We start from the raw sequence: 23,533 nt of genomic DNA, 5'->3' as shown, positions 1-23,533 counted from the left end.
CCTGGCGCACGAAGCGGGGGAAACACTGTGGAGAAGAAGAACATGACCTCTAGTTTGAATAGCGGCTCTCCAGCCCCGTTGATCGACGTGCAGGACTGGCTGCGCGGCGATCCGCTTTCCAACTTCCAGCCCGGCAAGATATACATCCTTGAGTTCTTTTCGACTACCTGTGGACCTTGCGGGCCGGCGCTGTCCGACGCGGCGCAGCTGCAGGAGGAATACAGCGACATGGGAGTTGAGGTCATCGGGGTCGCAGCAAATGAGGAAGCTGCAACGGCTGACGAGGCCCGAGCTCAGGTGGACGCATGGGTAACCAAATGGCTCCCGAATACGAACATACGGATCGCGTTCGAACACTCAGGCGAAATGGCTAAGCATTGGCTGGAAGCCAGCCTGATTTTCCATGTTCCACAGGCGTTCATTGTCGACCGAGACGGTAGCATCGCCTTTATCGAAGATTCGAACTCACTCGAGGACGTTCTGCCAAAAGTGATTGACGGCAGTTGGCGCACCAGCGCGAAAGCGAAAAAGGCCGACAAGGAGCGGATTGCTGAAGGCGAGACTTATGCTGCGGAGATAGCGTTCCGTGATCGAATCTCGGCGGCGATAGAGATTAAGTGAGATGATCGGCTTTGCTGCTGAACGAGTAACGGAGGTGGACGCTGGCGCCTCCATGCCCGGCAAGCAAACTTCGCGCGGGACGGAAATAATGCCGAGCTCTTCAGGCTGCTGTCAGTTATGCCGGCTAAACGACTGTTATTGACATCAGAGGAAGGAGGACAGTGGCGACCAAGCCGTATTTGTGCAAACGCCAAAGAAGCGGAAGAGCAACCCCTCATCGGGAGAGACTGCCGTGTCGTTGCGGGCGCATCTCGGTGGCCTGCTGCCGGACTACATGGTGCCGTCGGCCTTCGTGCGGCTTGAAGCACTGCCGCTGACGATGAACGGCAAGCTCGACCGCAAGGCGCTGCCGGTCCCCGACGACGATGCCTATGCGCGTCAGGCCTACGAGGCGCCGCAGGGCGAGATCGAGACGCTGCTGGCCGGGATCTGGGCCGAGCTTCTCGGCGTCGAGCGGGTCGGGCGCCACGACAACTTCTTCGAGCTCGGCGGCCACTCGTTGTTGGCGGTTCGCCTGCTCGTCCGGCTGACCGAGGCCTTGGCAGTGGAGCTGCCGCTGGCGATCCTGTTCGCCAAGCCAACATTGGCCGAGCTAGCCCGTGAAGGGCCTGTCGCAAATTTTTCCGCTTAACCCTATGTTGACCATCCGCAGAGAATTTGCCGCTCCGAAAGTTGCGGAGCGAACCGATGATTCTGAATGCCATTGCCGAAAAGCTGAAGCGCCAGTCGAAGGATGATTTCAAAGGCAGGCATTTCGAGGCCTGGCTGATTGTACAGGCGGTCGCTTGGTACCTTCGTTATCCGCTCAGCTATCGGGATATCGAGGAGATGTTCGGGGAACGCGGCTTCGTGGTCGATCACAGCACAATTAATCGGTGGGTATTGGCCTACGCGCCGATGATTGAGAAGCGGCTGCGTCAGTTCCGCCGGCCACATTGCGGCTCTGTTCGCGTCGATGAGACCTATGTCAAGATCCGCGGCAAATGGCGATACCTATATCGGGCCATCGACAACACGGCAATCCGATGGACTTCCTGTTGACGGCGAAGCGCGATCTCGACGCCGCCAAACGGTTCTTCCGCAAGATGCTCAAAGACGAGCCCTTGTTGTCGCCGAATAAGATCGGGACGGACGGGGCCAACACCTTCCCGTCAACGATCAAAACGTCGGTTGATGATGGGCTTCTACATCCGGACCCCGTCCACTATGTCACCAAGCACCTCCAGCAAGGCATCGAAAGTGACCATTTCCGGGTAAAGAAGAACATGCCAAAAATCGGTGGCTTCCAATCTTTCAACACGGCGCGGCGAACCATCGCGGGTTTCGAGGCGATGCTGTGGCTGAGGAAAGGCTTCGGCCTCTCGGGCAGTTGGACCATCAACGATCAGAACGATCTGCTTGCGCGCCTCTTCGGACTGCAGAAAGTTAACAAAGCATGAAACTGAAGATGCTCAAGGGATAATCGCGCGCTCCGAAAATGTTTGCGACAGGCCCTCGTCGTCACCTTTGTCGGCTTCGCGACATGCATTCGTCTTCGCCCAATCCCGTATTTTCCGCCCACATAGCTGGAATCGCAGCAAATAATTATTGGTCAGCTCAATCGGCCTGCCTGGCACGAATCTTGAGAGCTATTGCGAGTCAGCGGGACGGCCTCCGCATCCGCGTTGCGGTATAACCGCATTGCTTCGAACACATGAAGGAACGCCAAGCATGGCAGCGCTGCGTCAGATCGCATTCTATGGAAAGGGCGGAATTGGCAAGTCCACAAAATTGTCTCCGGCGCGGAAGCCGTCGCGATCATCCGTTCGGGCGATACACCTGCATGAGGCCAATCCCTATCGCTCCCAATCGCGTGACAAGGGCGCCATGTCCTCCGTGCGGCAGCAACCAGCTGTGAAAAGTGGGATCGAACCACGCGAAGTAATTGGGATAAAACACGATTCCGGCTGCGTCGCAGTCCCCAAATTTGACCTTCTGGGACAAATTAGCTTGGTTCATTGTTTTGGACAACGTACTATGCCCTGTCTCACATTGTCAAAGCCCCCTGCGAGGAGAATATGGGACTTTCAATGATCGAGATCCTTGGTGGTGGACCTGCTGGGCTCTACACCGGAATTCTTTTGCGGCGTCTGCTGCCGCATATCAGGGTTCGGATCAGCGAACAAAATCCGCAGGGAGCGACTTTCGGTTTCGGGGTTGTTTTTTCAGATCAGGCGCTGGATTTCCTGAAGGCGGACGATCCAGAAACGCATAGCCTAGTCACGCCGCATATGGAGAGCTGGCAGAACATGACCCTCAACCTGCCCAAGGGCAGCGTTGCCTTAGACGGGGTCGGTTTTTCCGCTATCGGTCGCCTGGAACTGATCGAGATCCTGCGTAAGCGAGCAGCAGCGCTTGGTGTCGAGTTTCGCTTTTCCCACATCGTCGAGTCGCTCGACGAACTCAAAGCGGATCTGATCGTCGGCGCGGACGGGGTGAATTCCCTCGTGCGACGGACCCTTGGATCAGAATTTGCGCCGCATTTGGAGGTTCTTGGCAATCACTTCGCGTGGTTCGGCACGACCCGTCCGTTCGACACCCTGACCCAGAGCTTCGTCGAGACGGAAAATGGCGCACTCAATGCGCATCACTACCGCTTTTCGCCGGATCGCAGCACATTCATCGTCGAATGCGACGACGACACCTTCAAAGCTTGGGATTTCAATGCCCTCGGTGAAGAAGGAAGTGCTCGGCTCTGCGGGGAGATTTTCCGTGATGTTCTCCAAGGCGCCCCGCTGATCACCAACAAGTCGATGTGGCGGCAGTTCCCCCGTCTATGGTGCGACAAATGGGTAGCGGGGCGGCATGTGCTGTTGGGCGACGCCGCGCATACGGCGCATTTTTCAATCGGTTCGGGCACGCGTTTAGCGATGGAGGATGCCATCGCCCTGGTCAGCGCTCTCGCGGCCCATGAGGACGTGGACGCAGCGCTAGCAGCCTATCAAGCGGAGAGGTCCCCCATTGCGAGGAAAATTGTCAACGCCGCGAATACATCTGCGAACTGGTATGACGGCTTTGCTTCGAAGATGAGGATGGAGCCCCTGGATTTCGCCTTCGACTACATGACACGTTCGGGCCGGGTGGACATGGACCGACTGCGCAAAATCACGCCGCAATTCATGGCCCGCTATGACGCATCGAAGGCGAGTGAGGGGCAAAAGATCAGCGATCCGGTTGGCGACGACGTTCCGGGAGCGGTCGAAATCGGCTTCGACAAGACAGCACATCCGAACTGCTCGTCTATTCTGTGGGACAATCTCGCCCGCAATCCCGACAAGCTCGCTGTGATCGGTCCCCTGGGATCGCTGACTTATGCGGAGCTTGTGGCCGAGGCCTCGCGCTGGGGGAATGCCTTCATCGCCGCTGGTCTGCAGCGTGGGGAGCGCATCCCTTTCTTCCTCGATGACACGCCCGCCTGTCCGGCAGCTTTCTTTGGGGCCGTGCGGGCAGGTTTTGTCCCCGTTCTTTTGAACATTCAGACGACGCCCGATACGCTTAACTTTTACCTTAAGGACACCGGAGCCCGAATCGCGCTCTGCGAGGCGGCGTTGGCGGACAAATTCGGGGCGGAGGTTCTCGATGGGACAGCTGTCGCTCAGGTGGTGACTGTCAACGGAGTGGCTGACGGCACAGAGAGGATTGCTGCGGCTACCTTTCTGAACGGCCAGCCGGATGAATTGCCCTGCGCCGATACGGGTCCGGACGATATGGCCTTCTGGATGTATTCCTCAGGCTCTACGGGCCGTCCGAAGGGCATTGTCCATCTCCACCATGATATGGCCTATACTCAAGCGTCGTTCGGAAAACATGTCCTTAAATTGAAAAAGGAAGATATCTGTTTTTCGGCGCCGAAGATTTATTTCGCCTACGGGTTCGGGAACTCGTTTACTTTCCCCTTCTCAATTGGCGCAACGACGTTGCTGATGGGCGGGCAACCGTTGCCTGAGGCCGTGCTGGACATGGTCGAAACGTTCAAACCAACCGTGCTGTTTGGGTTGCCGACCCTCTACACTGCTCTGGTTCGCGCGAATTCAGCCAAGACAAGGGATCTCTCGTCGCTGCGGCAATCGATGTCGGCGGCCGAAATCCTCTCGGAAGACGTCTACAATGCCTGGAAACATCTTACCGGGCACGGTCCGACCGAAGGGCTGGGCTCGACCGAGCTTTTACACATCTATCTTTCCAACCAACTCGACGATCACCGTATCGGTGCCGCCGGCGCGCGCGTTCCGGGCTACGAAATCAGGCTCGTCACGCCAGATGGTGAGCCGGTCGAACCGGGCGAGGAGGGCGCAATGCTCATCCGCGGTCATTCTTCCGCGCCTTGCTATTGGAACCGCGCCGACAAGACGAGCGAGACGATGCGTGGAGACTGGATTGCCACCGGAGACCGTTTCGTCGAGCGGGATGGTTATTATTACTTTCTGGGTCGCACCGACGATTTGATCAAGGTCTCCGGGCAATGGGTCTGGCCGATGGAGGTTGAACGCTGCCTCAACGAACATCCCGACGTGCATGAGTGCGCCGTCCTCGCACATGAATTGGAGGATCGCCGTATGACATTGCGGGCCGTGGTGAAATTGCGCGATGGCGCGGTGCATGGCGATGCGCAAACCCGCATCCTGCGCGACTACGTGAAATCGACTCTGATGCCCTACAAATACCCACGCATCATTCAGTATGTCGCCGAACTGCCGAAGACCGGAACAGGCAAGATCGACAGGCAATCATTGTTAAAATTGCCGGTCCCCGTGGATTGAACGACCCGCGGCCCGCGCGGTTTAGTACGGCTCGGCTGTTGTGCGATCTCCCATCTGAATGCGAAGAGGAACAGTGATTTTATGTCTTATGTTTTCTGGCGTTGGTGCACGGATGTGGAACTGAACGGATGGGGCAAGGTGACGAAGGGCGGTGAGCAGCGTGTCGGCGACCTCACTCCCGACCACCGTGTCGAGCGTGTCGAGAGTTCCGCCAGGCCCGCTCCCAAAAGATCGAAGCGGGAAAAGGCCGTCAATTCGACAGAAAGGTCGAGAAATGCATCGAAACGGCTGCTCATGCGATCAGCTCCGCCTGCCCGGTGACAGCTGCCTGTTTGGCACTGTGGGGAATCTCGTAGGTGGGGCTGCTGTACTTACCGGGATGGCCCGGCAGGGGATTGCGGATCAGCTCAACGATTATATTGCGGAATTCGAACATGATCGGAACGGCTTCCAGCAGCAAGCTCGGCTGGCCATTATAGGCACGCGTCAAAAGCTCCAGAAACTCGCCATAACATGTATTGAAGTCGGTCGCCGCCTCACGCAATTCCGAGCCTTCGGATATTTCCGCCACCTTGAGGTTCGGTTTGATGGGATAAGCTCCTTCCCAGTCGACCTGCAAATGCGGACCCGTGGGGTGGTCGGGCTGATCACCTTTCCGGTAATAGCGGCCTTTGACCAGTTCATCGAAACGATAGTAATGGGCCAGTTCGTGCTCGTCATCGTCGTAGATACCGCCACCGTCACCTTCGCCCTGTTCCATGATCAGCTCGATGGCTTCCAAGGCGCTTTTCAGATCGGTCACGGGAAACAGTTCGCCGCCGCCGGAGTAATAATATTCCGAGGTGATCTGGCGCGAACTGTCGCCGGTAAAGATGGTTGTGCCCGCCCCATGCGCTTCGGCCTCCAGGTATTTGATGCCTTCCGCGATGGTCGCGTAGAACTCGCCGATACTGAAGAAATGGAGATCTTCGTGCCTCGGATCACTGCCAAGCGCTGTGATATGCGGGGAGTTTTTGCGTTGTATCAGGCCCTTGCCAGCGAGATGTTCGGGGCGCCGGGCCGGCCGCTCGATTTTCAAGAATGTCGCCAGCGCTTCACGGCTGAAAGCCTGTATGCTGACCTTAAAGTCGGTCTCGCCGTCAGGGAGCGAGGCGGGATAGTTAACCGCGAAATCTGGCCTAGTAAGATCCGGCGTGCCACCGATGGCATTGAGGATATTGGCCGCAATGGTCAAATCCAGCATTTCTTCCACGACGATCACGCGAAGAACTTGCGCCGCATCCCGGTTTACACCGGGCTTAATCGAGTAAAGTGCCGTCAGATACGGCGGAATCGTCGCATGTTCGAGCTGCATCGCACGGTGGAGAAACTCTTTCAGCTCATCGAGCGTCTTAATGCCATAAGGATCCATCCTCAAGCTCCTTGGAATATAGTTAGGTGCACAGTCCGGCTTCGTGTCGCTTGCGTCGAGTTCCGCAGTTCGTTCCGCGTATCGGATATTGGTCTTTGTTCAGTGCAGATATTTCAGAATGTCGCGACCGCTTCGGAAGCACATGGCGGCCAGCGTCAAGGTGACATTGGCTGTGCCGATCGTCGGCATACTGCCGCCACCCACGAGGTAGAGGTTTTCGTGGTCCCAGCTGCGGTGGTTCTTGTCCACGACGGAATTGGTCTTCGTCGTTCCCATGATGTGGGTGTCGGCCAGATGATTGCCGCCGCGGATCGCATAGCCTTGCCCCTCATAGGCCACATAGCCGAAATCGCTGGGGTCGTAATGGGTATGATCCTGCGCGCCCAGACGCGTAAAGACGGTGCGCGCAAACTGGCGGCCATAGGCGGCATCCTTCATGGTATATTCCGGAACCGTGAACGACAGGATGGGCCGCATATTGCCGCATAAGGTCCGGATTGAACGATATAGGTCGAGCTATCGGTTTCCCCCGCCTGCAGCTTGCGAAGCTGCGTGCTGCGGGGCATGGCCGCGTTCGCATTCAGCGGAAAGGGCGACTGGTTATCCTTGGTGGCTGCCGAATAGAAGGTCGTCAGCAGATCGTTATAGCCTGCCAAAGAGCTATTGGCACCGGTTCCGGCTTCAAGCACAAGGACACGCTTGCCAGCTCCTGCAGCCTGCTTGGCAATTATAGCTCCGGAAATGCCGGAGCCAACGACGACGATATCGTAGTCGCCAGACGCTGCGACAGACTTGGAATCCGCCTTCAGCGCTGATTCGAGTGGGAAAAGCACTTTGATCCTCCATCATTCCCGCAAAGCCGCATCAGGAAAAATAGCGCGACAACGCAACCAAGTCGGTCTGCGCGAGGGCAGGTGTCAGAGTAACCACAGGCGCAAGAGCGCCGATAGCCACGCCTGTACTGGTCAAATCCGCAACTGTCGTCGGCTGACTCCAAAACGCTGCTGTCATCGGCTGACTCCACAATTGATTGAAATTTGGCGGGACAAGACGCCGCTAGACTAGCTATATTTGTGATGTCGTAAATAAGTACTATTGCTCAGTTTGTTGCCGTTTCCGATGAGGTCGTCCTTTGTTTCGAGATGATTGCGCCGCCGGCGGGCCTGTCGCAAACATTTTCGGAGCGCGCGATTATCCCTTGAGCATCTTCAGTTTCATGCTTTGTTAACTTTCTGCAGTCCGAAGAGGCGCGCAAGCAGATCGTTCTGATCGTTGATGGTCCAACTGCCCGAGAGGCCGAAGCCTTTCCTCAGCCACAGCATCGCCTCGAAACCCGCGATGGTTCGCCGCGCCGTGTTGAAAGATTGGAAGCCACCGATTTTTGGCATGTTCTTCTTTACCCGGAAATGGTCACTTTCGATGCCTTGCTGGAGGTGCTTGGTGACATAGTGGACGGGGTCCGGATGTAGAAGCCCATCATCAACCGACGTTTTGATCGTTGACGGGAAGGTGTTGGCCCGTCCGTCCCGATCTTATTCGGCGACAACAAGGGCTCGTCTTTGAGCATCTTGCGGAAGAACCGTTTGGCGGCGTCGAGATCGCGCTTCGCCGTCAACAGGAAGTCCATCGGATTGCCGTGTTGTCGATGGCCCGATATAGGTATCGCCATTTGCCGCGGATCTTGACATAGGTCTCATCGACGCGAACAGAGCCGCAATGTGGCCGGCGGAACTGACGCAGCCGCTTCTCAATCATCGGCGCGTAGGCCAATACCCACCGATTAATTGTGCTGTGATCGACCACGAAGCCGCGTTCCCCGAACATCTCCTCGATATCCCGATAGCTGAGCGGATAACGAAGGTACCAAGCGACCGCCTGTACAATCAGCCAGGCCTCGAAATGCCTGCCTTTGAAATCATCCTTCGACTGGCGCTTCAGCTTTTCGGCAATGGCATTCAGAATCATCGGTTCGCTCCGCAACTTTCGGAGCGGCAAATTCTCTGCGGATGGTCAACATAGGGTTAAGCGGAAAAATTTGCGACAGGCCCGATGGTGCCAGTCGCGGCCGTTACGTGCGAGCCGTGAGGCGTCGAAGCATAAAACGGCACCAACTTTGCCGGCGCACAGCAGGGCGACGAGACGATCGAAGCCGGGGCGCGCGACCGTTCCGCTGGCAGAGCGTCCGAGGTCATCGTCGATGACCTCAACGTCGAGAAAGCCGCGCTGTCGTGCGACGTCAACAAGATCATACTGCCGTCGCTGGCTTTCCAGATTGGTCATCACCTGTGACTGAGTGGACTGCCGAACGTAAACGACGGCCTTGCGTTCAAGCAGCACTGTCGGAATCAGATCAGTGCTGATCATCGTTGAACTCCTCGACGGCCAGACCGGCCGCCTGCATCAGCAGGCAAGCCAGTGTTGATATCGCCTTCTCGCGATCCTTGTCGCTCAGTCCGTCGAGCGTGCGGGTTTTGAATATCAGGTCGAGCTGCCGGCCCGACGCCGGCACCAGCGTGTTGCGGGATCTCATCATCTTCCTCCTGAGTGATTCTATGTTCACCTCGGAAGAGTGCCGCCTTCGCACCGCCTGAGACCAGTCTGTCCAGTTCGATCAGCGCCGCAAGATCGACGCGTGCCGTTCCCATGGTCATGCCGCCGCACACCACAGGATCAATCATCCACCCCGAAATCGAGACCACCACACCTGAGGGGCCCAAAACCTTCAGAAACCGACCTGTCGCTCGTTCTTCGACGCGGCGAATGGAAATCTTTTGGCCGAAATACGGATGCCAGCGATAATGGACTTCGACTTCATCGCCGACATGGGCAGAATGAACGGGGGATGGCGCTCGGCAGGAAGTCATGGCTCTTCGCCGGATCGGAGCGTGGTGCTGATCGTGCCGCGTTCATGGCCACGCTCATCATGACCTGCTTATGCCGCGCGCGGCATAACGCCGTTTATGCCGACCGTCGAACTATGCCGATTAATCAACTTTTTGCCAACGTTTCCGGCATCATAGCGGGCAGCTAGTCGGCATAGTTTAGGGTCTCTCCGTCGCAGTTGACGCGAAGGAGAGGACACATGAACGCAACTGACTATTTGAATCGCAGCGCCCTATACCGGAAGCTGGTCTATGGTCCGTATCGGGAGTTTGCGGGCGTTTACGCCGCCAAAATGTCGAACGAAGGTTTGGGTCGGCATTGCACGTGGCGCTCGCTGAGCCTGTTTCGGGATCTGATGGACTGGCATGTTGGCAATGGACATGCTCCGCAGGATTTAAGCGAGGTTCACGTCGACCGCTTTCTTGAGCATCGTTTCAAGCACTGGAAGCCCGACTCGGGCGATCGATCGGCACTCCGCCGCTTGCTTTTGGCGTTACGGGAGAAAGGCTTAATACCAGCCGCACTTCCGATTCTGCGCAGTGAGCACGAGAAGATCGTCGATGTATTCGGGCAATATCTCTCGACTGAGAGAGGGCTCGCCGCCGCGACTATGGGGAGCCACAAGCTTCTGTCGCTTCGATTTCTCCGGGAGGTGTGCCCTTTAGGCGTAGACGGGTTTGCAGCGCTCACCCCGCAGACCGTGATCGGTTATGTCGAGCGACATGCGCTCGATGGTTCCGCCGACAGTGGCAAAGCCATGTGCGGGGTTGTGCGTGCCTTCCTGCGCTATTTGCATCTGAAGGGTTTCATCTCGATGCCGCTCGCTGGCTGTGTGCCGTCCATCCGCCGCTGGCGACTTGCCGGCCTTCCAACATTTCTCCCGCCCGAGAAAGTCCAGAAGGTTCTCGATGCCTGTGATCGGACGACGGCAATGGGTCGTCGGGACTACGCGGTTCTGATGATCCTCGCCAAGCTCGGTTTGCGCGCCAGCGAAGTTTCCAACCTCAATCTTGACGATATCGACTGGCAGTCGGGCACGATCCTCGTACACGGAAAGGGACGACGCCAAGCGACTATGCCGCTGCGTCACGACGTCGGAACAGCACTCGTCGCTTATATCCGACATGGGCGTCCAGCCTCGGCATGTCGACGACTTTTCCTACGAACACTCGCCCCGCACGTGGGTTTTACATCTGGCAGCGCCATCACGTGGATCGCTAAGCAAGCACTCGAACAGGCCGACATTGAAGGCTATGCGCATCACGGCGCCCATCTTTTCCGCCACAGCCTTGCGACTGACCTTTTGCGATCGGGCGCCAGCTTTGCTGAGATCGGCCAACTGCTCCGCCATCGAAGCATCGACAGTACAAGAATCTATGCCAAGCTCGATATTGATAAGCTGCGTGAACTGAGCCTACCCTGGCCGGGAGGTGTCCAATGAGCCGGCTTGGCACCGCGTTTGAGCGCTACATCGGCATGCGCCAAGGGCTGGGATACAAATATGACGGTCCGGCAAAACGATTGTCGGAGTTCGTCGCTTTCATGGAATCCCGCGGCGCCGAGACCATCACGAATGATCTGGCAATGGAGTGGGTCACCTCGATGGGCCGGCAGCCAAGCTGGTCCATCCGCCTGTCTGATGTGCGCTGCTTTGCACAGCACCTCAGTTATTTCGATCCTTTGACAGAAGTGCTACCAAGCGACGCTGTAGCACCGGCACGGCGGACAAAGCCCTACATCTATAGCGAGATCGAGATTCAGACACTTTTGGCGGCGGCACTGTCGTTGCCGCCGGCCAACGCTCTGCGGCGCTGGACATATCACTGCCTGTTCGGGCTGATAGCAGTGGCCGGACTGCGCCATTCCGAAGCGCTCAGCCTGCTCCGGGCCGATGTCGATCTCGACCAGGGCGTCCTCACCATCCGAGAGACAAAGTTTGGCAAGTCACGGCTGGTCCCGCTGCATGCCACGACAATTGCTGTCCTTTCGGGCTACGCCGCCCGACGCGATGCACACCTTGGTACGCCGCGCAGTCCCTATTTCTTCGTCGCCGAACAAGGCGGCAGATTGCTGCATCAATACGTGCATCGCGTGTTCTGGCGACTATCCCGGCAAATCGGATTACGACAGGAGGGGAATCGAGATGGCCCACGGATTCATGATCTTCGTCACCGTTTCGCCGTCCAGACCCTGATCAACTGGCATCGCGCCGGCGAAGATGTGGAACGCGAGCTGCCCGTTCTCTCAACCTTCCTCGGCCATGCCAATGTTCGCGACACCTATTGGTATCTGTCGGCCACGCCGGAACTGATGAACCATGCCGTACGGCGATTGGATAAGCGTTGGGAGGTCCGGTCATGAGACACACGAACGACCTGCCCGTGCTAATCGAGCGGTGGTTTACGGATCGGCTTATGAAGCATCGAGGTGTAAGTTCCAATACCATCGCCTCCTATCGCGACACCTTCAGGCTCCTGTTTGCTTTCGCACAGACGCGCATTGGGAGATCCCCATCCCAGTTGACGCTGCGGGATTTGGACGCTCCTTTCATCGGCGCATTCCTGGAGGATCTTGAGACGCAGAGATCCGCCTCGGTGCGGACCCGGAATCTCCGCCTCACAGCCATCCGCTCTTTCTTCCGATATGCGGCGTTTGAGGAGCCGGCACACAGCGCCCACATTCAGCGTGTGCTCGCGATCCCCAGCAAGCGATGCGACAAGCGGCAGCTTCAGTTCCTAACCAGGCCCGAGATTGAAGCGATCCTGGACTGTACGGATCGAAACACGTGGCTGGGACGCCGCGATTACACTCTGCTATTGCTGGCCGCGCAAACGGGGCTGCGGGTCTCGGAGATCATCGACCTCGACCGAGACTCGGTAGTGCTCGGCCGCGGTGCGCATGTGCAATGCGTCGGCAAGGGCCGCAAAGAGCGAAGTACGCCGCTCACGAAGGTTGCACAGCAAGCCCTCCAGCGGTGGCTCAGGGAGCCAGGGAAGCGGGGCGCAACGGCTCTCTTTCCGAATATGCACGGTGGCAGGCTCAGCGCGGACGGCGTGCAGGCGCTGCTGAACAAATATGTCGCCAAAGCACGTGAGCACTGCATCTCCCTTCGCTCAAAGCGGGTCTCGCCCCATGTCTTGCGGCACTCTGCTGCCATGGAGTTGCTGCAGGCGGGCGTCGACTGCTCCGTAATTGCCCTGTGGTTGGGCCACGAAGCGATGGAAACGACGTTGACCTATCTTCATGCACATCTCGAACTGAAGGAATCTGCACTCGCAAAGCTGAAGCCGTACGAACGCGCCAAGGCCGAGCGATTTCGACCAAGCGACCGGCTTCTGGAATTCCTGAACGCCCTCTGAGCATGAGAACTATGCCGAGTGCCAAACAACAGCGACCCGCCGAACGGGCCGGGAACGCACGGTTTGCTGCAAACAATAGAAGAGACACTCGGCATAGTTCGACGGTCGGCATAAACCGCCAAGCTCAACGACATCGATCCGCAGGCATGGCTTGCCGACATGTCGTGTCGCAATCCGCCCCCGCCAACGACAAGCGGTTTAGCTGAAGTTGCGGCGTGACCAGGATCATTGCCAGAAGCGTGGAGATACCCTTGCTGGCAATATCTATCGAAAGCCGTCCATAAATGCTGCTGCAGCGCGTCGAGCTTTTGAGTGTTCGCCACCTCAAGGTTTACACCAACGCCGTTCTGTCGGTTGCCCGTTCCGCAATCAACATTTTACGTTCCCGGCAAATGCGACGCCGATCTTCATCCTCTGGGCTCGGCGTTTTGACCATTGCGCATACACGTGGCTCGCCGCGCTTGAAAGCAAGCGGTGCGCGGAGAAGCGCTTCCCCATCAATCTTATGGGTCTTCGCGCGCCGGCGCCGACGTGACGTAGCGATTGAAGCCGCATCAACAACGTAACTCTCGATCCCGTTTGCCTCTAGCACGCGATGTCAAAAGCCGTCCAATCCCGCTTCCTGGATCGTAACGATGGGAAACGATCTTCCCGTTCGGAGCCGGGCCTTCTGTTGTAACTGCGCAAACCGATGGTCGCGGCGCGTTGCGAAGGCGCCGCCGGCACGGAGAAATTCATTCCGATCGAAGGCTAGCCCACGCGGCACCCCACTAAGAGAAAATTCAATGAGCTGACGAAAGGCCTGCTCCGATGGAGCGGTGAGTTTGTTGGCGCAGCAAAGTGCTTGTTGACTGGCACAGGGTATTGCGTTTTAGAGAGAGACGCGTTAGAAGCGTCATACATATAAAAAACCATCACAAAGGATTATATGCCACTTTTGAGAACCAGCGCCATTAAATAGTGACGACGTCGGAACGCATTCAGCGCCACGGCGGGATGCCCCGAATAGGCAACGAAAATACAAAATCACCTCCGAAAAAGCTCGGAGACTGATGAACCTGCTTGGAGGACAAGATGCACTGGATTTCCAGATTATTTGCAACGGGTGCCGCTTTTACGTTGGCGTCCATAGCCCTCGACGGCTTCGCCCAGTCGGTCGATGCCAACCTGGCAATCAACAGGCCGGACGAGGCGTCCTGGCGTTTCCTCGCTTATGTCGCTGCTCCCGTCGCGGCGACGCCCGGCAAGGTTTTGTTCGAAACATGGGCTTCGAACGAAGATACATTCACCCCGCACCCAATTTTCCCGGGCGCCAAGGGTGACCCGTCCTGTGGACAGTCGGGTGCGGTCGCTGCAGCGGCGGAAATCCCCACTCCCGTGGCCAGCCCAAAAATACTGAGTCTTCCAGCCCTCCAGCAGTTGGCTCCGATGGGCCTCGTCCCGCATGGGTCGCCCGACGGGAGCGAAGAAGTTCGCCGCAACCAGGCGACTTTCGATTACATCGTTTGCAACCAGCTCTTTACCAAGGCCGGTCTGCGATCCTTCTATAATGCCGGCCGGCCGATCTCAGCTCCTGTCGGCGCCATGGAAGTCAAGGCAAATTGGGTACCCGCCGATGAGGTCGATAGCGCCGATTATTATGTCAGCGAGGCACCTGACGGGAAGAAATACGCGCTAGTCGCCATGCATATCATCAGTAAGGTGCTGCCCAACTGGACCTGGGCAACGTTCGAGCACCAGAACAATCCAGGCCGTTGCGATTATACCGGATGCCATGATGCCTATGGTGCGGTTGTCGCCGACGTGGACGCGAATGAGGTCCTTGATCGGCCCTACAGCGCCTGTGCAAAGAACGACGCACTGAAAGCGGTGCTGGGCTCTGCAGGCCTTTCACCCGTGTGGGAACATTACTGCCTGAAGGGCAGCCAGACCGACTTCGTCTCGGCGACCGGCGTGCCTACGCAACTTGGCAATTCGGTAACGGAGGCCGGATTCGCGGACACTTCGTCCTGCATCACCTGCCATGCGCGTGCCGCCGTCAACGCGAAGGGAATAAAGACGACGCCAGCAGGATTCGTCGACCCGCCGATCCCGGCGCTCTGCCCCAATCCATCCGGTTCCTGCAGCCCGAATGGCGCGCCGGATCCGAATTGGTTCTGGACCAACCCCGGCAAGCTCGACCAGGCAGCCGTTGCTATGCCGACGGATTTCATCTGGTCAATTGCCCGCCATGCAATTGGGCACTAACACCGGCCCTGCCATGACGCTGCCCGAGAAAGCGAACCGCCGAAAGCTGGCCGGCGATGGAGATCTGCGCATGACCGACTATCTTCGCCATCGGCGCCCGGTCCGGCATTGTCCCGGTAGCGGCAGGGACCTCGCCGCGCTTGTTTCGCGGAGGACGAGATCTGATCTTGCATGCGAGCGGCGCAATGTGCTGCGCTAGACCTTTTCCGCAAGCTCGATCTGGAAGTCAACGAGATCTATTACCTCGCCTGCCCGGCATCGCCCCCGCATTATCGGGCGGATCCGGTCCATACGAGAAAGACCTGCGTGCTGGTTCCCTCAACCTTGACGGGCGCAGATAACAGAATAAAAATGTCATGCACAAGAAACATCGTCGCGAGGCCACTTATGCCACACTGTAAGAATCCACTCTTTCAACTGGACACAACGTCGGAGCGCATTCGGCGCCATGGCAAAGAACTCTGGGATCGTCTACGCGCGCGGGGCGCAGCTCCCGAAAAAATTCTCGACGACAGGCCCTTGCGCCCGTTCTCCTTGGGCGAGGTTGCCGAGATTCTCGGTGTGTCGGGCAGTTATCTGCGCCAGTTGTCAATTGATGGGCTGGGGCCAACACCGGAGTTAGGGACCGCAGGACGGCGCTCCTATACGCTTCGACAGATCAATGAACTCCGTGCCTATCTCGCTTCGTCCCGTCCGAAAGAGGCTTTGAAGTTTTGCCCGCGGCGGCGCGAGGGTGATAAGCTGCAGATCATCTCGGTAGTCGCCGGCCCCGCAAGCACCACCACATCGTTTTATCTGGCGCAGGGCCTTGCACTTCAAGGTTTCCGCGTTCTCGCTGTAGATCTCGATCCCAAGGGCTCATTGTCGGAAATGTACGGTTATTTCACGGCTACCTTACCCGTCGACAATGCGAGCATGTATGCCGCGATACGCTATGATGACCATCGGGTCAGTATGCGCTCTATAATCCAAAAAACCCATTTTGATGGTCTTCATTTCGTGCCGGGTTCTTCCGAGCTCGGCGAATTCGAAGAGGAATGTTCGCGGCGCTACCACAGCGAGAACTTCAGGTACCCAGACGCTAGCATCAGGATGGTGTCTGCGCTTAAGGAAGTCGACGCGGATTACGACGTCGTCGTCATCCACTGTGCACCTGAATGCGGCGGCTTCTTAACCGTCGGTGCGTTTGAAGCAGCCACCGGCGTGCTGGTGATGGCCCGCCCGCAATTGGCTGATATCGCGAAAACGGCCATGTTCCTCAACTTCTTCTCTCATTTCGTTTCATTGATCGAAAAGGCTGGGAGGTCGGTCAATTATGATTTTGTCAAATTCTTGGTGACAAGGCACAACCCGCATGACGTCTCAGAGCAGGAGGCAGTCACACTACTGCGGGACTCCCTGGGGGATGATTTGTTGACTGCGACCGTCTGGGAATCGGACGCGATCCGGGAAGCGGGGCTCAAAAACCGATCGTTGTATGAGCTGTCAGCCGGAGCGGTAGGCCGATCGGCGTACGAGCAAGCGATGGAAACCCTGAATTCCACGAATGCGGAGGTAATGGACATCATATCCGAGGTTTGGGGCCGTCCCCCGATGTATGTGTCGCAGGCTTCGCGCTCTAAGACCGAAGGCAAGGCGAACTCCCAATCCAGGGGGCTTAGCAAATGAGCGGACGCACGTAGCGCATGCGCCTCGATCGAACCGGCTGAGCTCTTGAAGGAGGCCAACGCCATGGCGGACGCGGGGATTACGAAGCAGACACTTTGTGAGATCACCCTCTCGCAATTTGCGAGAGCAAATAACCTCGTCATGGAGTGTCTCCATCGTGTCAACGCCGCGGGAGCGCGTACGCGCAAAGAGAGCCGGCTCCATCTACATCCTCGAGCTCTTTTCCAGTGACTGCGGATATGGTGTGCCGGCACTGAGCCAGGCCGGTACGGGCGCGGGAGCAATACGGGGAGAGGGGACTTCAGGTTATCGGGTTACAGCAGAAGAGAGCACTGCAACGGCCGACGAGCTCATCCTCTGATGAAGGAGATCTGGTACAAAGACGGCCCTCAGATAAGGCAGATGAAGGCGATTTCATCGGCTATGTATCTGGCGATTTCACAAAAAGGTCGAAGACTCTCGGTCAGCGCAAAGTGGCTAATGCGGGTTAGTGAGTAGATCTAGAAGTCAAAGCGGTCGAAATCCCTGCCACGCCAGCGGATGAAAAGCCAATATCAGATGGGAGATAATCAATGCAGAGCTCACTCCAAACAAAGTATTATGATGCTCGCCTGCCTTGGTACACCATCTATCCAACTGTACCAAGATTTTCGACGGCGGTCGGCGCAAAGGATTATGGGGAATGGCTGAGGGGTCTTCCATCCGACGATCCAGTATCGCTATATCTCCACATACCATTCTGTCGATCAATGTGCTGGTATTGCGGCTTTCCCACGAGCATCACTCGTCAGGACGCCTCGATCCTCGATTATGTCACCCTGATGCGTGAGGAAATCCATATGGTTGCGGAGAAGACGACGCAACCGCTGTCGGTCGGTGACGTGCATTTCGGTGGCGGAACTCCAAGCATCATCAAGCCATCGGAGTTCATGAGCCTCATGGAACTTCTGCGTCGCCGATTCGCATTCGGAACGACGGCGACGGTCGCCGTGGAGATCGACCCGCGCACGTTCACCACCGAAATGGCAGAAGCCTTTGGAGCGGCCGGGGTGAACCGAGCGAGCATCGGCGTACAGAGCTTCGATCCCGATGTTCAAAAAGCAATCAATCGAATCCAACCCGAGGAACTGACGGCGACTGTGGTCAATCAACTGCGCCGCCACGGCATAAACCGCATCAATTTCGACTTGATCTACGGTCTTCCAAATCAGACGGTGCAGTCCTGCGTCAACACCGCGAGAGCTGCTGCCGCCATGCACCCCAGTCGATTTGCCGTGTTCGGCTACGCACATGTTCCATCCTATAGAAAAAACCAACGTCTGATCGAGGAGGAGGCGCTGCCGGGTCTGTCAGCTCGCGCCGATCAGGCCGCGGCCGTGGCCAACACCCTGATTGCAGAAGGCTACCTCCCGATCGGCCTCGATCATTTCGCTTTACCGGACGATGAGCTTGCGTTGGCGCAGAAGGCCGGCCGGCTGCGACGTAACTCTTTGGGCTATTCGGCAGACACCTGCACAACAGTGATCGGCTTCGGCGCGTCAGCTATTGGCCGTGTAGGCGACGGTTATGTGCAAAACGAACTTACACCAAGTTTGTATAGCAGGAACATCGCATCTGGCCGTTTTGCTACGTCAAAGGGCTATCGTCTAACCAGCGAAGATCGACTGAGAGCCGCAATCATCGAGCGGCTAATGTGCGATCTGGAAGCTGATGTTCCTGTCATATGCCGTGTTCATGGCTTTGATTGGATCGCTTTTCTCGATTCAGTTGAGCGTCTGGCGATGTTTGCGGAGGACGGTATCTTGGACGTGCAGAAGGGTATCGTTCGGGTTCGACAGGAGCACCGCTTTATGTTGCGTACTGTCGCTGCCGCATTCGATGTTTATCAAGACCGAATACCGAACTAAGTTCTTGCAAACCCGGCGCTTTGAATTGCGTGGTTTCACACGCGCGGAACGGTTGATGACTATCGCAACACACGAGTGGTGCGGCAGGCACTCACGTCGGCAGATGATGTTCGAGGGAGTGGTGTAGCTGGTTCGATCGCCGAGCTTTCCGGTCAAGGCCGGGAGCAGGTCAACTTGCGACAGGCAAGTTGATGGGGCTTGTCGCAAGAATTATTCCGTCAGCCGCAGTTATGCGTCGAACGGCCTGCGTTTCATGCTTTGTTAACCTTTTGAAGTCCGAAGAGGCGCGCGAGCAGGTCGTTCTGACCGTTGACTATCCAGTCGCCCAAAAATCCGAATCTTTTCCTCCGCCACAGCACCGCCTCAAAACCAGCGTTCGTTCGACGCGCCGTGTTGAAGGACTGGAAGCCGCCGTTTTTGGGCATGTTCTTCTTCATCCGATGTTGACCGGCGAACGCTATTTGTCGTCTGAAGACGATGATCCGGAGTTCGCGGAAGTCGAGGACTAAATACGTGTCGTTACGGCAAGATGCTATATATTATCCCGAATATACGGTATCGTATGATATAGGATAATGATATGGCATATAAGACCGAGCACATCACCCAGCAGATACGCGCAGCGCGCGAGGCCAAGAACATGAGCCAGCGCGAGCTAAGTGCGCGCTCGGGTCTGACGCAGAGCCATATTTCCCAGATAGAGCGGGGCACCATGGAGCCCAGCACTGTTGCATGGATCAGACTTTAGACGAGGCAACCCTATCCACCGCATTTTTCATGCAACGCGCTCGAACTTGGGCCCGGCCAAGTTCTGTCATCCGGTTAGGAACACGGACGCCAATCTTCGCTTCAGTCTTCTGATTGTCAAAATGTCGGGCTTTGAGTTTGGGCCCGATCACAGCCTTCCATCGACCCATCTGGGTCTCAGCGCGACTGCGCTTGTTGTAGCCGGTGGATTTCTGCCATGCCATCCGCCCTTTGGTCTGGATTTCTGCAATATGGCGATCGCGGACAGATGGAACCAGCACCGATTGAGGGCTGGCAACGGCAGTCTTGGGAGGTGGGATAATGACCTCCACGATCTCACCAAAGCGTGTCGCCAGAAGATCTCGGCTTGGCGTTCCATCATAGGCGCCGTCGGCAATGAACTTCTCGACGGGGCCACCGATCTGGTCCAGAAGTCCTGGTAACGCTGTCGGATCGCCGACATCATCCACGTCAGATCGGACAAACAATCTCACCACTGACAAGATTGAGACCAAGGTGCAGTTTGCGCCATCTTTTGCGTTTGGCCTTGGTTTTGTGCTTGTTTTCCAGCCACTCGCCCTCGCCGAAGACCTTCAAGCCGGTGCTGTCGACAACCAGATGGACCGGACCTGATGTTGTGGCTCGGGACTTTGTCGACGGCAACGCCAGCCCTTTGCTCCGGCGAGACAGGGTGGAGACGTCAGGCACGGCAATATCGAACCCCATCAGCGCCGCGACACTGCGCATCAAGCCTTGGGTCTGGCGTAGCGCCAGCCCGTAGACGACGCGCAGGGTCAAGCACAACGTAATCGCCAGATCCGAGTATTTCGGCTGACCACCCCGCGATGTCCGCCTCCGCGCCGTCCATAAAGACAGGGCCTCATCCTTCACCCAGATGGTCAAATCACCACGTTGACGCAGGCTTTCATTATATGCCGGCCAATTCGTAACTTGATATTTCTGCTTGGCAATCTTGTCCCGCCGATCGGCATTGAACTTGTGCGGCATCGTCGAAATCCGGATCAGGAGACTGAAAACTTGAGACTGAAAACCACCGCTCAATATCAGTCGACGGGTGATCCACGCAACAACGCCGTTCGAAACCAACCTGCGGCGCGAGCGACAAGCTGAAGAAGGCATCGCCGCCGCCAGGAGACGCGGCATCTACAAAGGGCGCCCACCGAAGATTAATCGCGCCGAAAGATCGTGTCCACGGGAGTGGTGTAGCTGACGGCTGATGGCCGTGCTTTCCGACATGGGTCGGAGCGGATATCAGCGAGCCACAGCGGGCAGACTGATTTGGGGATCATCGCTCATTTGGGCCATGGTCTCAAGCGTCATGTACCTGGCGCGTTGGACGGCCCATTCGTCGTTCTGTTCGAGCAGCAGCGCGCCAACGAGGCGGACGATCGCTTCGTCGTTCGGAAAGATACCGACCACCTCGGTGCGTCGCTTGATTTCGCCGTTGAGACGCTCGATTGGATTCGTCGAGTGCAGCTTTGCACGGTGCTCTTTCGGGAAGGTCATGTATGCGAGCACGTCCTCTTCAGCGTCGTCCATGATGGTGGCAAGCTTCGGCACTTTCGGTCTGATCTGATCGGCGACGCTGCGCCATTGAGCGCTTGCTGCCTCCGGCGTCTCTTGGGCGAAGGCCGTTGCGATGAAGGCGGATACCACCCGCCTGCCGCTCTTTCCGGCATGTGCCAGGACGTTTCTCATGAAGTGAACCCGGCACCTTTGCCAAGTGGCGTTGAGAACCTTGGTGACGGCGGCTTTGAGACCTTCATGCGCATCGGAGACGACGAGCTTCACGCCCCGCAATCCTCGACGTGTCAGCCTGCGCAGGAACTCCGTCCAGATCGGTTCTGCCTCCGATGTGCCGACCTCCATACCCAGGACCTCGCGCCGTCCGTCGTTATTGACGCCCACAGCAATGATGACGGCGACGGAGACGATGCGACCGCCACGCCGGACTTTGAGGTACGTCGCATCCACCCAGACGTACGGCCACTCGCCCTCAATCGGTCTGTCGAGAAACGCCTTTACCTTGACGTTGATTTCCTCGCACAGGCGGCTCACCTGGCTTTTGGAGATGCCCGACATGCCCATGGCCTTGATCAGATCGTCGACAGAACGGGTCGAGATTCCCTGGATATACGCTTCCTGGATAACGGCTGTCAGAGCCTTCTCTGCCATACGGCGCGGCTCGAGAAAGCTCGGAAAATAGCTTCCCTTGCGCAGCTTCGGAATGCGGAGTTCAACGGTTCCGGCTCGCGTCTCCCAATCGCGGTCGCGGTAGCCGTTGCGTTGAGCAAGGCGCATCGGGTTCTTCTCGCCGAAGTCAGCACCGGTGGCCGAGCCGACCTCCAGCTCCATCAGCCGCTCGGCGGCAAAGCCGATCATCTCACGCAACAAATCTGCATCGGCGCTCTTCTCAACAAGCGAGCGCACGTTCATCATGTCATTGGTCATTCAACAACCCGACCCTAGCGGAAAACACTGATGGCCGCCCGCAAACCCAATCACCCGCTACAGCGCTATGAAAAGCGCGCGGGCGCTCGGATTTGCTACCTCCCGCCACCTACACCACGTGCCGGGACACGATCCAAGAGCTTGAACAACCGGGCGGAGAATTCGCATCTGCCGTTTCGAAAACGGGAACGAATGCGCCAGGGATTCCGATCAATCGGGAGCTTGCAACATTTTTGTTTCGCTGTTCTCAGTCGTTCGCAATCTCTTCGTTCCAGATCACACAAAATATTCTGCCAACCAGATTCGCAATCACCGACCGCAAGCCATGGCCCAGTAGAAAGCCGTCAGCGGCCAGCTCGTCTGAAACTGTCCGCACGGGCCTTGACTCGCCTGCCGTTCAAACAACGTGACAGCGCAGGGCCGTTGTTTCAAAGCCCAGGCTGCGCAGACATATAGGATGACGGCGAAGGTCGTGGCGCGCTGCGAAGGCGTCGGCGGCATGGAGGAACGTTCATCCCGGTCGGAGGCTAGTCCACGCCGGACCGCGGAGCGGATCGCCGAGGAAATTGCGTCGCAGCGCCCGACTGAGAGAGAAATACACAAAAACTCAATGAGGCTGACGAAGGCTGCTCCGATGGAGCGGGTAAGTTTGTTGCCGGCAAATGCTTGTTGGCTATTGACTGACCTAGCCAACGTGTTAGGAGTCGGTGACGGATTCATAACGTCATATAGCAAGAAAAGCGTCATGCCATCATTGATCACACAATCTGAGAATCCTCGCGATCGAATGGAGGCAACGTCGGAGCGCATTCAGCGCCATGGCGAAGACCTCTGGGATCGCCTAAGCGCGCGGGGCGAGCTCCCGAAAAAATTCTCGACGACAGGCCGTGTTATCTGCGCCAGTTGTCAATTGATGGGCTGGGGCCAACACCGGAGTTCGGGACCGCAGGACGACGCTCCTATACGCTTCGACAGATTAACGAACTCCGGTGCTTATCTCGCTTCGGCCCGTCCGAAAGAGGCTTTGAAGTTTTGCCCGCGCAGGCGCGAGGGTGAGAAACTACAAATCATCTCAGTAGCCGCGGCCCGCAAGAACCACCGGGCGCAGCGGCCAAGTTCCGTCGTCGCAGGCGATCAGGGAGATCCTGCGCTGGGGGCAGCACAGTGGCCAATCTGGCCTTTCCGTTATGGCACCCCGGACGTGGAGAGCGACGGGTGCACGCCTACCGCGGTGACGCCGTTCCATCCGGCGAACCGGGACGAAAAGGCCATCGGTCCCGGCGCCGACAGGTTCGATGTCACCCGGCACTCGATGAAGTGTTCGGGCCGCCGCCTTATGGCGAGCTCGCGGCCGCGAAGACCGATATCTGCAGAATAACGTTTGGAGAGAAACCTGATGCGGATGCTGCTTTTAGAGAC

The 23,533-nt window shown here is 57.4% G+C and carries 13 protein-coding genes and 13 pseudogenes; 15 read left to right on the top strand and 11 right to left on the bottom strand.

Annotated elements, in window-relative coordinates; all coding sequences use genetic code 11:
* Positions 1-27 precede the first annotated feature (27 nt).
* The 4 genes and pseudogenes from BA011_RS35195 (at position 28) to BA011_RS35175 (ending at position 5,420) form a co-directional block, all read left to right on the top strand.
* Positions 28-621, top strand: coding sequence for a TlpA disulfide reductase family protein (locus BA011_RS35195; protein WP_237352848.1), 594 nt, complete (start codon positions 28-30; stop codon positions 619-621).
* A gap of 229 nt (positions 622-850) precedes the next feature.
* A pseudogene (locus tag BA011_RS35190) lies at positions 851-1,252 on the top strand (phosphopantetheine-binding protein); the annotation flags it as partial.
* 56 nt (positions 1,253-1,308) lie between these two features.
* Positions 1,309-2,060, top strand: a pseudogene (locus BA011_RS35185) (IS6-like element ISRle7 family transposase).
* Positions 2,061-2,690: 630 nt separating this feature from the next.
* A complete protein-coding gene (locus BA011_RS35175) occupies positions 2,691-5,420 on the top strand; it encodes a benzoate-CoA ligase family protein (RefSeq protein WP_237352847.1) in 2,730 nt (909 codons plus the stop codon).
* A 292-nt stretch (positions 5,421-5,712) separates the two neighbouring features.
* Here BA011_RS35175 and BA011_RS35165 read toward each other — a convergent pair whose 3' ends face one another.
* The 7 genes and pseudogenes from BA011_RS35165 to BA011_RS35140 all read right to left on the bottom strand — a co-directional run bounded on the left by BA011_RS35165 (position 5,713) and on the right by BA011_RS35140 (position 9,361).
* A complete protein-coding gene (locus BA011_RS35165; RefSeq protein WP_065284250.1) occupies positions 5,713-6,831 on the bottom strand; it encodes a ferritin-like domain-containing protein in 1,119 nt (372 codons plus the stop codon).
* Positions 6,832-6,930: 99 nt separating this feature from the next.
* Positions 6,931-7,314 (bottom strand): annotated as a pseudogene (locus BA011_RS45640) (GMC oxidoreductase); the annotation flags it as partial.
* Entirely contained in the window at positions 7,266-7,664 is a 399-nt protein-coding gene (locus BA011_RS45635) for an FAD-dependent oxidoreductase (protein ID WP_064245492.1), read from the bottom strand. The gene BA011_RS45635 and the pseudogene BA011_RS45640, both read right to left, overlap by 49 nt.
* Before the next feature lie 34 nt (positions 7,665-7,698).
* Positions 7,699-7,842 (bottom strand): annotated as a pseudogene (locus BA011_RS45630) (glucoamylase); the annotation flags it as partial.
* 203 nt (positions 7,843-8,045) lie between these two features.
* Positions 8,046-8,796: pseudogene (locus BA011_RS35150) on the bottom strand (IS6-like element ISRle7 family transposase).
* Positions 8,797-8,880: 84 nt separating this feature from the next.
* Positions 8,881-9,195 (bottom strand): annotated as a pseudogene (locus tag BA011_RS35145) (recombinase family protein); the annotation flags it as partial.
* Positions 9,182-9,361: a hypothetical protein gene (locus BA011_RS35140; protein WP_065284247.1), complete on the bottom strand. Its 180-nt coding sequence runs from the start codon at positions 9,359-9,361 to the stop codon at positions 9,182-9,184. The pseudogene BA011_RS35145 and the gene BA011_RS35140, both read right to left, overlap by 14 nt.
* 312 nt (positions 9,362-9,673) lie before the next feature.
* On the opposite strand from BA011_RS35140, the gene BA011_RS44615 reads away from it, so the two are divergent.
* From BA011_RS44615 to BA011_RS35120, 4 genes are read left to right on the top strand one after another with little or no spacing between them, the layout of a single operon-like run.
* Entirely contained in the window at positions 9,674-9,862 is a 189-nt protein-coding gene (locus BA011_RS44615) for a hypothetical protein (RefSeq protein ID WP_065284246.1), read from the top strand.
* A gap of 51 nt (positions 9,863-9,913) precedes the next feature.
* Entirely contained in the window at positions 9,914-11,155 is a 1,242-nt protein-coding gene (locus BA011_RS35130; RefSeq protein WP_027664907.1) for a site-specific integrase, read from the top strand.
* Complete coding sequence (locus BA011_RS35125; protein ID WP_027664908.1) at positions 11,152-12,075, top strand: tyrosine-type recombinase/integrase; 924 nt, start codon at positions 11,152-11,154, stop codon at positions 12,073-12,075. The genes BA011_RS35130 and BA011_RS35125 overlap by 4 nt, the downstream gene beginning before the upstream one ends.
* A complete protein-coding gene (locus BA011_RS35120; RefSeq protein ID WP_027664909.1) occupies positions 12,072-13,073 on the top strand; it encodes a tyrosine-type recombinase/integrase in 1,002 nt (333 codons plus the stop codon). The genes BA011_RS35125 and BA011_RS35120 overlap by 4 nt, the downstream gene beginning before the upstream one ends.
* Before the next feature lie 358 nt (positions 13,074-13,431).
* Here the strand turns inward: BA011_RS35120 and BA011_RS43240 are convergent.
* Positions 13,432-13,797: pseudogene (locus tag BA011_RS43240) on the bottom strand (IS110 family transposase); the annotation flags it as partial.
* Between the two features lie 350 nt (positions 13,798-14,147).
* On the opposite strand from BA011_RS43240, the gene BA011_RS45625 reads away from it, so the two are divergent.
* The 3 genes from BA011_RS45625 (at position 14,148) to hemN (ending at position 18,895) form a co-directional block, all read left to right on the top strand.
* On the top strand, positions 14,148-15,320 hold the full coding sequence (locus BA011_RS45625) for a hypothetical protein (RefSeq protein ID WP_237352845.1): 1,173 nt from the start codon (positions 14,148-14,150) through the stop codon (positions 15,318-15,320).
* A gap of 387 nt (positions 15,321-15,707) precedes the next feature.
* Positions 15,708-16,988, top strand: a complete 1,281-nt coding sequence (gene repA, locus BA011_RS35105) for a plasmid partitioning protein RepA (protein ID WP_065284245.1) — start codon at positions 15,708-15,710, stop codon at positions 16,986-16,988.
* Between the two features lie 572 nt (positions 16,989-17,560).
* Positions 17,561-18,895, top strand: coding sequence for an oxygen-independent coproporphyrinogen III oxidase (gene hemN, locus BA011_RS35100; protein WP_064245495.1), 1,335 nt, complete (start codon positions 17,561-17,563; stop codon positions 18,893-18,895).
* Positions 18,896-19,146: 251 nt separating this feature from the next.
* On the opposite strand, the pseudogene BA011_RS43235 reads toward hemN, so the two are convergent.
* A pseudogene (locus BA011_RS43235) lies at positions 19,147-19,335 on the bottom strand (IS6 family transposase); the annotation flags it as partial.
* Between the two features lie 140 nt (positions 19,336-19,475).
* Between BA011_RS43235 and BA011_RS43230 the strand changes: the two are divergent.
* Positions 19,476-19,616: pseudogene (locus BA011_RS43230) on the top strand (helix-turn-helix domain-containing protein); the annotation flags it as partial.
* Between the two features lie 16 nt (positions 19,617-19,632).
* Here the strand turns inward: BA011_RS43230 and BA011_RS35090 are convergent.
* Positions 19,633-20,650 (bottom strand): annotated as a pseudogene (locus BA011_RS35090) (IS5 family transposase).
* Positions 20,651-20,738: 88 nt separating this feature from the next.
* Here BA011_RS35090 and BA011_RS45620 point away from each other — a divergent pair.
* Positions 20,739-20,843 (top strand): annotated as a pseudogene (locus tag BA011_RS45620) (recombinase family protein); the annotation flags it as partial.
* A gap of 71 nt (positions 20,844-20,914) precedes the next feature.
* On the opposite strand, the gene BA011_RS35085 reads toward BA011_RS45620, so the two are convergent.
* On the bottom strand, positions 20,915-22,114 hold the full coding sequence (locus BA011_RS35085) for an IS256 family transposase (protein WP_065284243.1): 1,200 nt from the start codon (positions 22,112-22,114) through the stop codon (positions 20,915-20,917).
* A gap of 135 nt (positions 22,115-22,249) precedes the next feature.
* On the opposite strand from BA011_RS35085, the pseudogene BA011_RS45615 reads away from it, so the two are divergent.
* Positions 22,250-22,451, top strand: a pseudogene (locus BA011_RS45615) (DDE-type integrase/transposase/recombinase); the annotation flags it as partial.
* Between the two features lie 420 nt (positions 22,452-22,871).
* A pseudogene (locus tag BA011_RS45610) lies at positions 22,872-23,198 on the top strand (plasmid partitioning protein RepA); the annotation flags it as partial.
* Positions 23,199-23,533 lie beyond the last annotated feature (335 nt).

This window comes from Rhizobium leguminosarum, assembly GCF_001679785.1.
Classification (GTDB): domain Bacteria; phylum Pseudomonadota; class Alphaproteobacteria; order Rhizobiales; family Rhizobiaceae; genus Rhizobium; species Rhizobium leguminosarum_R.
Note: the sequence above shows the minus strand (reverse complement) of the source record. Positions and strands in the feature narration are given on the sequence as shown.

Bases quoted from the DNA above. Each gene is read 5' to 3' on its own strand.
- BA011_RS35175 (WP_237352847.1), top strand. From the start codon at position 2,691: ATGATCGAGATCCTTGGTGGTGGACCTGCTGGGCTCTACACCGGAATT.
- BA011_RS35165 (WP_065284250.1), bottom strand. From the start codon at position 6,831: ATGGATCCTTATGGCATTAAGACGCTCGATGAGCTGAAAGAGTTTCTC.
- BA011_RS35140 (WP_065284247.1), bottom strand. From the start codon at position 9,361: ATGAGATCCCGCAACACGCTGGTGCCGGCGTCGGGCCGGCAGCTCGAC.
- BA011_RS44615 (WP_065284246.1), top strand. From the start codon at position 9,674: ATGGCGCTCGGCAGGAAGTCATGGCTCTTCGCCGGATCGGAGCGTGGT.
- BA011_RS35130 (WP_027664907.1), top strand. From the start codon at position 9,914: ATGAACGCAACTGACTATTTGAATCGCAGCGCCCTATACCGGAAGCTG.
- BA011_RS35125 (WP_027664908.1), top strand. From the start codon at position 11,152: ATGAGCCGGCTTGGCACCGCGTTTGAGCGCTACATCGGCATGCGCCAA.
- BA011_RS35120 (WP_027664909.1), top strand. From the start codon at position 12,072: ATGAGACACACGAACGACCTGCCCGTGCTAATCGAGCGGTGGTTTACG.
- BA011_RS45625 (WP_237352845.1), top strand. From the start codon at position 14,148: ATGCACTGGATTTCCAGATTATTTGCAACGGGTGCCGCTTTTACGTTG.
- repA (WP_065284245.1), top strand. From the start codon at position 15,708: ATGCCACACTGTAAGAATCCACTCTTTCAACTGGACACAACGTCGGAG.
- hemN (WP_064245495.1), top strand. From the start codon at position 17,561: ATGCAGAGCTCACTCCAAACAAAGTATTATGATGCTCGCCTGCCTTGG.
- BA011_RS35085 (WP_065284243.1), bottom strand. From the start codon at position 22,114: ATGACCAATGACATGATGAACGTGCGCTCGCTTGTTGAGAAGAGCGCC.